Genomic DNA, 14,810 nt, shown 5'->3' on the forward strand with positions numbered 1-14,810 from the left:
CTCACTCCTAAAAATCTTTCTTCGATTCTAGAATAAGTGTGACAGGACCATCATTCTCTATAGAAACTTTCATATCTGCCCCGAATATCCCTGCCTCAACCTTAATACCCTCTTTTTTTATTTCTTCTAAAAATTTATTATATAATATTTCTGCTTCATTACCACCAAGAGCTGCCATAAAATTAGGTCTTCTTCCTTTTCTACAATCTCCATATAAAGTGAATTGAGAAATAATTAATAATTCTCCACCTACATCTTTTAAAGATAAATTCATTTTATCATTTTCATCTTGAAAAACTCTTAAGTTAATAATTTTATCTTTTATATATTTTATATCTTCTTCTCCATCATCTTTACTAATGCCTAAAAGTACATTAAATCCTCTTTCAATGGATCCAACCACTTCACCATTTACCGTGACTTTTGAAGAAGTAACCCTTTGTACTACTGCTCTCATATTATCACCTTAATTATTAGTTCTAAATACTTTATATATTCCTCTAATATTCTTTATCTTTTTGATAAGATCATTTAATGTTTTAACATCTGCTACTCTTATCTTTAAATTAATCTGAGCTTCATCTTCCTTAGAAGTTTTTGCATTAATACCTTCTACAGAAGTTTTGGTCTCTGATATTACTTTCATAACATCATTCAATAAACCAAATCTATCGTCTCCCCTTATATCTATTTCTGCAACAAATTCTTCAGAAATAGTTCCACTCCACTCTACTTCTACAACTCTGGATGGATCAGTATTAATAAGAGAAAATAGATTTCTGCAATCTTTTCTATGAACTGATACCCCTCTACCCTTTGTTATATATCCCAGAACTTCATCACCCGGTACAGGATTGCAACATTTTGCATACCTTACATAAATATCAGTTTCTCCTTTAACCACAATTCCATAGCTAGAAGATTTTTTAGTCTTATTCTTATTTTTTGTTATAGATTCTTTTACTTCATCTACTGTAAGATTAGTTTCCGGTTTTCTAACTTCTATAAGCTTCGTTATTACATTTGCTGCAATTATATTTCCAATTCCAACTGCTACTTCTAAGTCTTCTATATTGTTAAAATTATATTTTCTAAATAATTTTTCTAATATATCACTTTTAGCAACTTCACCAAAATTATGGCCTTGTCTTTTCGCTTCTCTTTCTAAAAGTTCTTTACCTTTTAATATATTTTCTTCTCTTTTTTGTTTCTTAAACCAAGCCCTTATCTTAGTTTTTGCTTGATTTGACTTTACAGTACTAAGCCAATCAATGTTAGGGCCTTTCTCTATAGACGATGTTAATATTTCTACTATTTCCCCAGTCTTAAGTTCATAATCTAAAGAAACAATTCTTCCATTAACCTTAGCCCCTATACACCTATTACCTACATCAGTATGTATTCTATAAGCTAAATCAATTGGAGTAGCTCCATGTGGAAGATTTATAACCTTTCCTCTAGGTGTAAATACAAACACTTCATCAGAAAATAAATCTATTTTAAAATTCTCCATAAACTCTTTTGGATTTTCTTCTTCTCTTTGCCACTCAATAACTTCCCTTATCCATGCAAGTTTTGATTGAAGATCTGATTCTTTAATATTAGTAGTACCTTCTTTATATTGCCAATGAGCTGCAATACCATATTCAGCAGTTTTATGCATTTCAAATGTTCTTATTTGTATTTCAAAAGGCTTACCGTCTTTAGCTAGTACTGTTGTATGCAATGATTGATACATATTTGGTTTAGGCATAGCTATATAATCTTTAAATCTACCTGGAATAGGTTTATATAGTGTATGAACCATACCTAAAACAGCATAACAATCTTTTATACTATTGACAATAATTCTAAAAGCCATTAAATCAAATACTTCATCAATATTTTTACCCTTAGTGACCATTTTTTTATAAATTGAATAGAAATGTTTCGGTCTTCCATCAATCTCTGCATTAATTCCTGCATTATCAAGTATTTCTGATACTTCTTTTAAAATCTCTTTTATATCCGCTTCTCTTTCTGTCCTTTTAGCAGCAATTTTATCTACTAAGTCATAATATTCTTCTGGATTTAAATATCTAAATGATAAATCTTCCAATTCCCACTTTATCTTTGATATACCTAATCTATGTGCTAGAGGTGCATAGATATCTAATGTTTCCTTAGCTTTCTCTTTTTGCTTCTTTTCTGGCATATATTTTAGCGTTCTCATATTATGCAATCTATCTGCTAACTTGATTAATATTACTCTTATATCTTTTGTCATAGCAAGTAACATTTTTCTTACATTATTAGCCTGTTCTTCCTCTTTAGTTTGGAATTTTATTTTTCCAAGCTTAGTTACTCCATCTACTAAATTAGCAACTTCTATAGAAAACTTTTCTGCCACATCATCATATGTATATTTAGTATCTTCTATAACATCATGAATAAGTCCCGCAATAATAGTTGACGTATCAAGGCCCATTTCTGTAAGAATACATGCTACTTCAACTGGATGAATTATATAGTCTTCTCCGGATTCCCTTTTTTGACCTGAGTGAGCAGTTTCTGCAAAATAAAAAGCTTTTTCAACCATTTTCTTATCAATAGATGTATTGTTTTCATCTATTTTCTCTAGCAACTTATCCAACATATCATCATTCTCCTAAAATCAAAGGCTGGTCTTTTAAAACCAGCCAAATATTTTTATTATCATTATATAATAGTATATATATTTTTGCAATTTTTATTTTGTATATATTAACATATAAATTAAAACTGATTTTTTCTATCAAAAATAATTAAAATTCATATTTTATTAATGACTCTACATTATACTCTTTAAACTTTTCTCTTCCTTTTAATCCAGTAAGTTCTATAGTAAAGTTAATTGATACTACTTCTCCACCTAACTCTTCTACTAATTTAACTACAGATGATAATGTTCCCCCTGTTGCTAATAAGTCATCAACAATTGCAACTTTTTGACCTGGCTTTATTGAATCTTTATGTATAGCTAATGTATCACTGCCATATTCTAAACTATATGATGTTTCTATTGTTTCTGCCGGTAATTTACCAGGTTTTCTTACAGGAACAAAGCCTGCTCCTAAAGCATACGCTACTGGAACTCCAAAAATGAATCCTCTAGCTTCAGGTCCTACTACAATATCCACATTTTTTTCTCTTAGACTTTCAGCCATTTTATCAATAGAATATTTTAATGCCTCTCCATCTTGCAACAAAGTAGTTATATCTTTAAACGATATTCCTTCTTTTGGGAAATCTTCTATAACCCTGATTTTGCTTTTTAAATCCATATTGATTCTCCTTACCTACAATAATTTTTATTTATTCTAACTTCTTTAATAAGATATTTAGCAATTTGACTAGCTCTATCTTGATCCTCCGTAGTAAACAGCTCCACAGCTATACGCGCATCATCCATTCTTCCTATTGCATTAATTCTCGGAATTACAGTAAAAGCTAATTTATATGCTGCAGCTTCATTTATGTCAAATACATTATTCTCTTTAATAAGAGCTTTTATTCCATGATTCTTTGTATTACATAAATGTTGTATACCACGCTCTACTATAGTCTTATTTTCATTTATTATTGGAGTATCTGAAGAAATAGTTCCAAGCATACATAAATCTAAGTATTTATAAGCACATTTTGCCTTATACTCCATAGATATTGCCATAGCAAGCTTATATGCTATCCCTGCACCACTTAATTCTTTAAATGGATAACCACAACTACTTTGTTTAGGATTTAGTACATATGTATCAGGAATTAACCCTTGGCATTTTCTATGATCTGTGACTATAACATCAATCCCTAACTCTTTGCAATGTTCTATTGCTGAATATGAATTTATTCCACAACCTACTGTTATAATGAGATTGGCCCCTAAAAACTTTATATGATTTTTTACAACTTCATAGGACAATTCTCTCTCATCCATAATATTCTCTGGAATAAAATATTCTACATCTGCATTAAGATATTTAAGTAAAAGCAATAATAAAGAAACTGCTGTTATTCCATCTACATCATAATATCCATAAATAACTATCTTTTCCCTATTGTTTATAGCTCTAGATAGTCGTTCTACAGACTCACTCATATTTTTCATCAAATATGGATTATATTCAATTTGGCCTATTTCATTCATTCCTTGTTGTTTTCTCAAAACATACTCCATACTGTTAACCTCCAAAATAGTCAAAGCAAATATATTATAGCTTTAAAAGAATGTTTTGACAAATATTTTTTATAATTAAGCCTTATCATTTATATATTTTATAAAATACTAGTACAAATTTTGTACTTTCTTATATAATTAACAATTCACATTTATGGCACAAGTTAGAAGGCACAAGTAATGTTAATTTTCCTCCGAAGAAGGAAAATATTATAGTCCTACTGACAGCAAATATAATTCGCAATTCACATTTCTTAATTATATTTATATATTTAGCGCATATATAAATCTATTATACTTAAGTGTTGTTTTTATACTTACTATAACTCCATAAGCTTTAGTCCAAGCTACATGAAAGCACAGCTTTCATTAGCCCTCCCTGTAATAGTTTTGTATTAAATATAACTACCTTAAGAAAACTAATCCAACTCTATACCCATAACTTATGCACTTACAATTCAAGAAATTCTTACAGAATTTCTTCCATACCTGTGCCTTGTGCCTTCACACCTGTGCCCTGCCACTTGTGTCCTAAAAAAAGACTGTGCATAACAATATTTGTATGCACAGTCTCAATGTCATCTAAATTTTAACTTTTTTCTTGCCATGTTTCTTAAATATTACCCAAAGTGGTGATGCTATAAATATTGAAGAATATGCACCAGAAGCTATACCTATTATTAATGGAGTACCAAAGTTTCTTATTTCTGGTACCATTACTGTAATAGTAGTGATAGTTATTAATGTTGTAAGACTGGTGTATAGTGATCTTCTAATTGTTTGATTTATAGATTCATCTGCAATTTCTTCGATAGTCTTCTTTCTCATTCTCTTTAAGTTTTCTCTTATTCTATCAAAAACAACAATAGTATCATTTATAGAATATCCAAGTACAGTAAGCATAGCTGCTATAAATGGAGAATCTACTGATATTGAGAATAATGAATACACTGTTAATGTAATAAGTATATCATGAACTAATGCTATAATAGCAGCAGCACCAAACTTAAACTCAAATCTAAATCCAACATATACAAGTATAAGAACTATTGAAATTAAAGATGATAAAAGAGCTTTATTTGTTAACTCTTTACCTACTGAAGATCCTATTCTATCATGTGATTTTAACGTAGCATCCTTAAACTTTTCTTGTACTTCTTTAACTATAATTGATACCTTATCCTCAGTTAATACATCTTCTGCGGCTTTTATATCAATTTGAGTGTTATTATTAGCAGTAGTTACTATAGCTGAACTATCTTGCTTTTTAATTATATCTGTTATTTCCTTTTCTTCATCGCTACTAAATTCTTTACCTATGGAAATTTCTACAAGAGTTCCTCCCTTAAAGTCAATTCCTAAATTGAACCCTTTAAATATCATACTTCCAATTCCAATTAGAATAACTACTAAGGAAATAGTAAACCAAATTTTTGTTCTTTCGATTATCTTCATATGACTACTCCCCCTTAAGTCCAAAGTGTGATACTTTTTTTATAAGTCCAGCTGTAACACTCCATTTTAATAATGTTTGAGTTACTGTAATTGCTGTAAAAATACTTACTAAAATACCTAAAATAAGTGTCATTGCAAATCCTTTAACACTTCCTGTTCCTACAAAGTAAAGAACAAAACCTGAAATTAAGGTTGTAACATTTGAGTCTAAAATTGAAGATAACGCTTTCTTAAACCCATTGTCCACTGCTACTCTAATTGCCTTACCTGACTTTAACTCTTCTTTTATTCTTTCAAAAATAAGTACGTTTGCATCTAGTGCCATACCTATCGTTAGTAGCACACCAGCTATTCCAGCTAATGTTAATGTTACATTTGATATAGCAAAAACACCAAGTAAAAGTACTATAAATAATATAAGTGAAATTGATGCTAAAACCCCTGGTCTTCTATAGGCAGTAATCATAAAAATAAATACAAGTGCTAATGCTACAGCACCAGCTTTTACAGTTTTACCTAAAATCCCTACTCCTAATGAGCCACTTACAGTTTTACTTTCTACCACCTTTAGTGTTACAGGCAATGCCCCTGCATTTATAAGATCTGCTGTTTGAGTAGCCTCTTTTAAAGTAGAACTTCCTGTAATTTGAGCTTTTCCATCAGTTATTTCTGCTTGAACTGTTGGCGATGTTAAAACATCATCATCCATTTTTATTGATATTTGTTGATTTAAATATGTTTTTGTTGCTTCTGCAAACTTAGTAGTCCCTTCTTTAGTCAAAGTTAATTGGATAATTGGTTGATTACTACTATCATACCCAGCCTCTGCTTTTTTAACATCTGACCCCGTTAATAATTCTTCACCATCAGGACTATTAAAAGTTAATTTCCCTGTTTTCGCCACTGACTCTAATATTTCATTTGCATCATACTTTCCTGGAACTTCAATTCTGATTCTGTTATCCCCTTCTTTAGTTACAGAAGTTTCTGAAACTCCAAATTTATTTAATCTTAAGTTCAACATTTCTATAGTTTGATTAACTTGGTCATTAGTTGATTCTCCTTCTATCTCCTCTAAGATAGATACACCACCAACCAAATCTAATCCTTTTCCAAGAATCTCATCCATAGGTTTTATCCTATACTGTTGAGTTCCAAAGCCAAATGTCAACCCAAAAGAAGCTGAATAGCCTAAAATAGCTGTAACAATTACTATAATTAACAATTTAATTAGACTTCTTCTTTTTCGATTAGGCTCTTTTTTCACTGTTTTTTTACCTTTTTTAGTCAAGTGTTCCATTTTGTTCCTCCTTTTGTAGCCTTTTATGCTTATATGGTAATTATAAACTTTCTTGATAACTTATTCAATATGATAAAGTTTACATTTTTAAATTACTTTTAAAGCAATCGCACATTCTATTCTCTTTTTTTGCATTTTGCAACCTAAATCATACGGAATCTTCATATCCCCATTAAAGTTAAAGTTATTTGCTTGACATCCCCCTGAACAATAGAATTTAGCCCAACACTCTCTGCATTTTGGTTTATTATATATGTGAGCTTTCTTAAATTCCTTTGACATCTTAGCATCAAATTTATCAGTATCATATATATCCCCTAATTTAAACTCTTCTTTACCAACAAATTGATGACATGGGTATATATCTCCTTCTGGAGTTATTGCTATATATTCATATCCTGCACCACAACCAGATATTCTCTTATAAACACAAGGACCTCCTTGAAGATCTATGTTGAAATGATAGAATTTGAATTCTTCATCATTCTCTTCTTTTCTTCTTCTCATTTCATTGTATAAATCATCATAAGATTTAAAAATTGTATCCAAATCTTCTTCTCTTAATGATAATTCATGACTATCTTCTAAAACAACTGGTTCTATTGATATCTCATCAAATCCTTCATTAGCTAAGTGCATAACATCTTCATAGAAATCAGTATTATTTCTAGTAAAAGTACCTCTTACATAATATTGTTTGCTATTATCTCTATTCTTAACCATCTCTTTTATTTTAGGTAAGATATTATCATAACATCCGCTTTCATCAGCTCTAACTCTTACAGAATCATTTACACATTTTCTACCATCGATAGATAAAATTATGTTACCCATTTCTTTATCTAAAAACTTCATAGTTTCTTCATTTAATAAAGTACCATTAGTAGTCATTGTAAATCTTATATTTTTATTATATTTCTTTTCTTCTTCCCTAGCGTAAGCTATAAGTGGCTTTATAACATCTAATGCCATTAATGGCTCTCCACCAAATAAATCTATCTCTATATTTCTTCTTGGCCCACTCTTCTTTATAACATAATCAATTGCCTTCTTTGCAACATCTAAAGACATTCTTCCTTTATGCCCATGATATTCACCTTCATCTGCGAAACAATACTTACATCTTAAGTTACAGTCATGAATTATGTTTAAACATACAGCTTTTATATAATCTTCATCATCCATAGAATTATGAGCTATATCTTCATATTGATCTTTTGAATACAACATATCCTCTTTAACAAGCTCTTCTATTTCATCATAAGCTTCTGAAATAGCTTCTGCAGGATATTTTCCTTCTAGCTTCTTTAAAACTACTTCTTTTTCTTCTAATCCTTCATCTTCTATTATGTCGTAAACTAATTCGTCTACTGCATGTACTGCTCCTGAATTTACATCTAATACTATATACTCTTCTCCTTGTTTAAACTTATGAACTAAAGCCATATTCCATCCTCCTCAATTTAGCTATAAATATATCTATATAAAAACTTAAAGCAGTAACCTTAGTTACTGCCTTAGAATTAATTTTCGCAAGCTAAGTTTGCAACTGTACAAGAAGTTTTACATGCTGATTGGCATGAGTTAGCACATTCTTTGCATCCTGGTTTCTTTAAGCTATTTTTAATGTTAGTCTTATTGATAGTCTTTATATGTTTCATATATATTCCTCCATTCTGAACATTACCATGGTAATTATACCACAATATTCTTGCAAAATAAACACTATAGTACCTTGACATATTACATAGAATGTGATTCTGTTAATCTCTTGTATTTATGCCAAGCATTCCTGATAAAGTACCAGATACTAATGCAATAATTACCCTCAAAGCATCTCTATAATTAAAAGCAAAACCTCTCCCTGCTATACCTGCTAATACATAAAAAATCATCATATAAAATAGTGCTACTATCATACCATTAATCCAACCATTTTTTCCATTCTTTCTTGCTGAATATATAGAACCATACACAACTGATAGTAAAGATATAATAAGCAATGAACTTGATTTAACCCCATCTGATACGTCTAAAAAATTAGTAATTATAGCAAGTACAAATAATGCTATCACCGTAACAACAAATGCTCTAAAAACCCCTTTAAAACAATTTCCGTATCCCACTTTTACCTCCAAAAAGAACACCCCCCTTTTTCATACATATTAAATATCTATGAAAAAGAGGGATGTTTTATACTATAATTTTTTATTTAGCTACTTCATCAGTAAGAACTGTACCTATAGCCTCTTTAGTAAATTCAATTTTAACCTTATCTGGACCTGACACTATTACAATAGTATCATCTTGAATCTTTACTATTTTACCAATTATACCGCCTTTAGTCATTATCTTATCATTGACCTTAATATCACTTAACATCTTAGCAAATTTCTTTCTTCTCTTTGACTCCGGTAAAAAAATCATTAAATACATTAACCCTAATAATACTATTGGGAAAAGTAATTGCATCCATTGCATGGTTTCATCCTCCTACGCTTTCCCTTGCCAACTAGCAAGTTTTTCTTCTTTGAACGACTTAAAGTAGCCGCCATCTATTGCAGCTCTGATATCTTCCATAAGTTTATTATAGAAATAAAGATTATGAAGAACACAAAGTCTCATAGCTAATAATTCTTTAGCCTTAAATAAGTGTCTTATATAAGCCTTACTATAATGCTTACATGCTGGACACTGACAGCCTTCATCTATTGGTGTAGAATCTAACTCATACTTAGCATTCTTAAGATTTATCTTACCATGAGCTGTAAATACATGACCATGTCTACCATTTCTAGCAGGTAAAACACAATCAAAGAAATCTACACCTCTATCTACCGCCTCTAATATGTTACTTGGAAGACCTACCCCCATCAAGTATAGTGGTTTATTTTCTGGCATATGAGGTGCTACCGCATCAATGGTTCTATACATCTCTTCATGAGTCTCTCCTACTGCCAAACCACCTATAGCATAACCATCTAAGTCCATCTTAACAATTTCCTTAGCATGGGCTATTCTTATATCCTCATAAATTCCACCTTGATTTATACCAAATAAAAGCTGATCTTTATTTATTGTATCTTCAAGAGAATTTAATCTATCCATTTCATTTTTACATCTTTCAAGCCATCTTGTAGTTCTAGCAACAGAATCTAGTACATATGGCCTTTCTGAAGGATTAGGTATACATTCATCAAAAGCCATAGCAATTGTAGATGCTAAGTTTGATTGTATCTGCATAGATTCCTCTGGTCCCATAAAAATCTTCTTTCCATCAATATGAGATGAGAAATATACACCCTCTTCTTTAATTTTTCTCATTGATGCTAAGGAGAAAACTTGGAATCCACCTGAATCAGTAAGAATTGGTCTATCCCAATTCATAAACTTATGAAGACCACCCATAGCCTTAACAACCTTATCACCAGGTCTTAAGTGAAGATGATAAGTATTAGATAACTCTACCTGACAACCTATATCCTTAAGATCCATGGAGGAAACAGCACCTTTTATAGCTGCTAAAGTTCCAACATTCATAAAAACTGGAGTTTCAATTACACCATGTACTGTTTCAAATCTTCCTCTTTTAGCATTTCCATCTTTTTTTAACAAAGTATATTTTGCCATCTATAATAACGTTCCTTTCTTATCAGTGCATGTCAGTGCACAGTTGTGGTTGAAATTCCTCCGGAATTTCTTCAACTTTAAGTATTATACCTATGTTTTTTTATTATTTCTAGATTTATATATTTGAATAGAACTATATATATGATTGAGCTCATATTAGTACCTGTTCTAGTTAAGTAGTGGTGGACTTAAATTATAGGTTCTATAGGCACAAGTATATGTCACTGCACAATAAATGCGACAACCCCACCTTCACTGTCCACTGATTCCTAGCATTTGCTCTTTTATAATATAATGAACTTTGCAATCTTACATATCCTACACACTGCACAACAACATATCTGCCATATGAAAATGCCAATTTTCATTGCACTCCCCCAAACTACTCTCGCCGTCCGCAGGACTACATTGTTTTTCCCCACAGGGGAAAAACCACATTCACTGTGCACTGTGCACTGCCTTACTGTGCACTATTTTATAAACATAGCATCTCCAAAAGAAAAGAACTTATATCTCTCTTCTACTGCTATATTATACGCATTTAATATTTTCTCTCTATCACTTAATGCTGATACCAACATAAGTAATGTAGATTCTGGTAAATGGAAATTAGTTATAAGTGCATCTACTACCTTGAATTCATAACCTGGGTATATGAAGATATTTGTCCATCCGCTTCCTGGTATAACCTTTCCTTTTTCAGAAGAAGATTCTACCGTTCTTATAGACGTTGTACCTACACAAATTACTCTTCCACCATTTTCTTTAGTTTCATTGATCACTTTAGCACTTTCTTCGCTTATTTCAAAATACTCTGAATGCATAAAGTGATTTTCAATATCCTCTACTTTTACCGGTCTAAAAGTTCCAAGACCTACATGAAGTGTAACATAAACAATATTTATTCCTTTTTCTTTTATTCTTTCAAGTAATTCTTCAGTAAAATGAAGTCCTGCTGTTGGTGCAGCAGCTGATCCTGAATTTTTAGAATAAACTGTTTGATACGCTTCCTTATCTTCTAATTTTTCAGTTATATATGGAGGAAGTGGCATTTCTCCTAGTTTATCTAACACTTCTTCAAATATACCTTCATAGTAAAACTCTACTATTCTACTTCCTTCATCAGATATATCAATAACCTTAGCCTTAAGTAGTCCATCACCGAAAACAAATGTTGCACCTATTTTTGCTCTCTTACCAGGTTTAACTAAAGTTTGCCATTTATCCTTATCTATTCTTTTTAAAAGAAGAAACTCCATTTTTCCTTTAGTATCTTCTTTTTCACCTATAAGTCTTGCAGGAATTACTCTAGTATCATTTAATACTAAAGTATCCCCTTTTTCTAACTGATCATATATATCATAAAAATGTTTATGTTCAATTTCTCCTGTTTCTTTATCCATAACTAATAGTCTACACTGATCTCTATCTTTATATGGTGTTTGACCTATAAGTTCTTCTGGAAGGTGAAAGTCGAAATCTGAAACCTTCATACTCATTACTCCTTATCTAAAAAGTTAATTTGACTAGAATTATCTTTTTTATTTTTCTTATAACCTAAATGTTCATAAGCCTTATCTGTTGCTACTCTTCCCCTTGGTGTTCTAACAATAAACCCTTTTTGAAGAAGATACGGTTCATATACATCTTCAATGGTACCTAGTTCTTCACTTATAAAATAAGATAATGTTTCTACACCCACTGGCCCACCATTAAAGGATTCTATAATAGCTTTAAGAATTTTATTATCAACCTTATCAAAGCCCTCACTGTCTACTTCCATCAGATTTAATGCCTCTCTAGCACTACCTATATCAATAACACCATCACATTTTACTTCTGCATAATCTCTAACTCTTTTTAATAATCTATTAGCTATTCTTGGTGTTCCTCTACTTCTCTTACCTATCTCCATAGCTGCAGCACTATCCATATCAACATCTAGGATTTCTCCAGACCTCATTATAATTTCTTTAAGTTCATTATCATTATAAAATTCCATAGAACACATTACTCCAAATCTGTCCCTAAGTGGTGCTGTTAAAAGCCCTACTCTAGTAGTTGCACCAATTAAAGTAAACTTAGGTAAATCTATTCTTATAGATTTTGCCGCTGCACCTTTACCTATAACTATATCTAATGCATAATCTTCCATAGCAGGATATAAAATTTCTTCTACAGATCTATTTAATCTGTGAATCTCATCTATAAAAAGTACGTCAAAAGGAGATAATGTAGTTAATATCGCTGCTAAGTCGCCAGCTCTCTCAATAGCTGGTCCTGAAGTAACCTTCAGATTCCCTCCCATTTCCTTAGCAATAATATTAGCTAAAGTAGTCTTACCAAGCCCTGGAGGACCATATAATAAAACATGATCTAGAGCTTCATTTCTCTTTTTTGCTGCCTTTATAAAAATAGACAATTTCTCTTTTACCTTTTCTTGACCAATGTATTCTGCCAAATTTTCCGGTCTTAGAGAATATTCTACCTCTTCCCCAATTTTTCTATCTGGTGAGATCAATCTATCATCCATCTAATCACCTTCAATTCATAAGAAGTCTTAACGCTTCTTTAATAATATTTTCTATAGTATCAGTAAGAGTAGCCTTTTTAAGAGCTTTTTCTATTTCTTTTTCTCCATATCCTAATGCTAATAAAGCTTCTCTTACTTCTATAATCTTATTATTATCGATATTATCTAAAATTGAAATATCATCTATAGTCATACCATCACTTATTTGTTCTTTATATAACTTATCCTTAAGTTCTAATATAATTCTTTGTGCTATCTTTTTCCCTATTCCTTGCGCCTTAATTATAAACTTCTCATCATTTGACACTATAGCATATTTTATATTAGCTACATTACCAATAGATAAAATAGATAATGCCGCTTTAGCACCTACACCATTTATATTTGTAAGGTTATTAAATAATTCTAACTCTTCTTCTGTTATAAATCCATATAATCCAATAAAATCTTCTCTAACCACTTGCTTTAAATAAACAAATACTTCTTGATCTAAGTCTGGAAGAGCAGCCATTGTACTTCCCGAAGTAAATATTTTATAACCGATACCTTGGTTCTCTATAATAATGTAATCTTTTTTGAATCCTTTATATATTCCTTTTATATATTCGTACAAACTTTTCGCCAAAGACTCCTTTGACTTCCCCCTCTCACATACTTAGTCATTTTATACTTTAACATTGAAATAGTTTTTTATCAAGAGAATGATTTTTAAGGAAAAGTGAATGGTGAATAGTATATGTATTATTTATATACAAAACTATTATACTTAAGTGTTGTTTTTATACTTACTGTTTTAGTCCAAGCTATATTAAGGTGCAACCTTCATTAGCCTCCTGTAATAACTTCGTATCAAATAAAATTAACTCAATAAAACTAATCTATTCTATCCCCTAACTTAAGCACTTAAATTCTAAGAAATTCCCCAAAGGAATTTCCTCCACACCTGTGCCATCATACTTGTGCCCTAATACAAAAAAGGGTGTACGCCACAAAATTTAATTATTAATATGGCATCACCCTTTCCTACTAAATAATAATTATGAAATAAATAAATGAAGATAATTTTTAATATTGTCATCACTATCTTCTTTAATTTGAGCTTTTCCTTCCTGTATAGGTCTAAGATCTGAGCTTTCCCTTATTTGCAATTTGATATCTGTATTTCTTACAAGCTTTAACTGACCACTACCATCTACCTTATATACATTAACTAAATTATTTTCAGTCTTAAGTATATATGGTCTCTCATATTCATAATGAGTAAATATTATTTTACCATCTTCCAGAGATGTTACATACAATTTCTTATTTATAACAAATTCTCTATCAATTAAATTTTCTTTACTCCTCATATTTAAATCTTCAGCATTACCACTCTCATTAAATACTTTTATCTTATTCAAATATTCTAATTTTTCCTCTTCTAATACACTAGAAGGTTCTTTTTCTTCAAAATTATCAATTGCTCTTATCATTACAGTTCTTAATGTTATTTCTTCGTTTGCTTTAACTAAAGTATCTGAAAACTGACTTACAGTTTGTAAAACTTCATCATTATTATTGTTATTAACAAGATATACTATAATACCGCCTAAAATTACTATAACTAATAACAATGTTCCTATTATAATGTCTCTTATATTTGTCTTATTAAACCTTATCTTTGGATATTTATTTAAAGAATTATCGTCCATAATATC

15 protein-coding genes are annotated in these 14,810 nt (G+C 30.6%); all 15 read right to left on the reverse strand.

Annotated features, from left to right (window positions below):
• Positions 1 to 7: 7 nt before the first annotated feature.
• The 15 genes from dtd to CM240_RS09980 all read right to left on the reverse strand — a co-directional run bounded on the left by dtd (position 8) and on the right by CM240_RS09980 (position 14,804).
• A complete protein-coding gene (gene dtd / locus CM240_RS09910) occupies positions 8 to 457 on the reverse strand; it encodes a D-aminoacyl-tRNA deacylase (protein WP_044038907.1) in 450 nt (149 codons plus the stop codon).
• A 9-nt stretch (positions 458 to 466) separates the two neighbouring features.
• Positions 467 to 2,635, reverse strand: a complete 2,169-nt coding sequence (locus CM240_RS09915) for a RelA/SpoT family protein (protein WP_044038908.1) — start codon at positions 2,633 to 2,635, stop codon at positions 467 to 469.
• 148 nt (positions 2,636 to 2,783) lie between these two features.
• On the reverse strand, positions 2,784 to 3,302 hold the full coding sequence (locus tag CM240_RS09920; RefSeq protein WP_044038909.1) for an adenine phosphoribosyltransferase: 519 nt from the start codon (positions 3,300 to 3,302) through the stop codon (positions 2,784 to 2,786).
• Positions 3,303 to 3,313: 11 nt separating this feature from the next.
• On the reverse strand, positions 3,314 to 4,192 hold the full coding sequence (locus CM240_RS09925; RefSeq protein ID WP_044038910.1) for a DHH family phosphoesterase: 879 nt from the start codon (positions 4,190 to 4,192) through the stop codon (positions 3,314 to 3,316).
• A 582-nt stretch (positions 4,193 to 4,774) separates the two neighbouring features.
• A complete protein-coding gene (gene secF, locus CM240_RS09930; RefSeq protein ID WP_044038911.1) occupies positions 4,775 to 5,647 on the reverse strand; it encodes a protein translocase subunit SecF in 873 nt (290 codons plus the stop codon).
• Between the two features lie 4 nt (positions 5,648 to 5,651).
• Positions 5,652 to 6,947 carry a protein translocase subunit SecD gene (gene secD / locus CM240_RS09935; protein WP_051483793.1) on the reverse strand — a complete coding sequence of 432 codons (1,296 nt, stop codon included), beginning with the start codon at positions 6,945 to 6,947 and terminating at the stop codon, positions 5,652 to 5,654.
• Positions 6,948 to 7,034: 87 nt separating this feature from the next.
• Positions 7,035 to 8,393: a thioether cross-link-forming SCIFF peptide maturase gene (scfB, locus tag CM240_RS09940; RefSeq protein WP_044038912.1), complete on the reverse strand. Its 1,359-nt coding sequence runs from the start codon at positions 8,391 to 8,393 to the stop codon at positions 7,035 to 7,037.
• A gap of 77 nt (positions 8,394 to 8,470) precedes the next feature.
• On the reverse strand, positions 8,471 to 8,608 hold the full coding sequence (gene scfA, locus CM240_RS09945) for a six-cysteine ranthipeptide SCIFF (RefSeq protein ID WP_010076961.1): 138 nt from the start codon (positions 8,606 to 8,608) through the stop codon (positions 8,471 to 8,473).
• Positions 8,609 to 8,710: 102 nt separating this feature from the next.
• Entirely contained in the window at positions 8,711 to 9,085 is a 375-nt protein-coding gene (locus tag CM240_RS09950; protein WP_051483794.1) for a TIGR04086 family membrane protein, read from the reverse strand.
• Between the two features lie 70 nt (positions 9,086 to 9,155).
• Positions 9,156 to 9,428 (reverse strand): preprotein translocase subunit YajC, encoded by a 273-nt coding sequence (gene yajC / locus CM240_RS09955; protein ID WP_044038913.1) that lies wholly within the window; start codon positions 9,426 to 9,428, stop codon positions 9,156 to 9,158.
• A 12-nt stretch (positions 9,429 to 9,440) separates the two neighbouring features.
• Complete coding sequence (gene tgt / locus CM240_RS09960) at positions 9,441 to 10,577, reverse strand: tRNA guanosine(34) transglycosylase Tgt (RefSeq protein ID WP_044038914.1); 1,137 nt, start codon at positions 10,575 to 10,577, stop codon at positions 9,441 to 9,443.
• Positions 10,578 to 11,047: 470 nt separating this feature from the next.
• Entirely contained in the window at positions 11,048 to 12,070 is a 1,023-nt protein-coding gene (gene queA, locus CM240_RS09965) for a tRNA preQ1(34) S-adenosylmethionine ribosyltransferase-isomerase QueA (protein ID WP_044038915.1), read from the reverse strand.
• A gap of 5 nt (positions 12,071 to 12,075) precedes the next feature.
• Positions 12,076 to 13,110, reverse strand: a complete 1,035-nt coding sequence (ruvB, locus tag CM240_RS09970) for a Holliday junction branch migration DNA helicase RuvB (protein ID WP_044038916.1) — start codon at positions 13,108 to 13,110, stop codon at positions 12,076 to 12,078.
• A gap of 10 nt (positions 13,111 to 13,120) precedes the next feature.
• Positions 13,121 to 13,723, reverse strand: a complete 603-nt coding sequence (gene ruvA, locus CM240_RS09975; protein ID WP_044038917.1) for a Holliday junction branch migration protein RuvA — start codon at positions 13,721 to 13,723, stop codon at positions 13,121 to 13,123.
• 424 nt (positions 13,724 to 14,147) lie between these two features.
• On the reverse strand, positions 14,148 to 14,804 hold the full coding sequence (locus CM240_RS09980) for a hypothetical protein (protein ID WP_044038918.1): 657 nt from the start codon (positions 14,802 to 14,804) through the stop codon (positions 14,148 to 14,150).
• Positions 14,805 to 14,810 lie beyond the last annotated feature (6 nt).

This window comes from Clostridium bornimense (assembly GCF_000577895.1).
Taxonomy (GTDB): Bacteria; Bacillota; Clostridia; order Clostridiales; family Clostridiaceae; genus Clostridium_AN; species Clostridium_AN bornimense.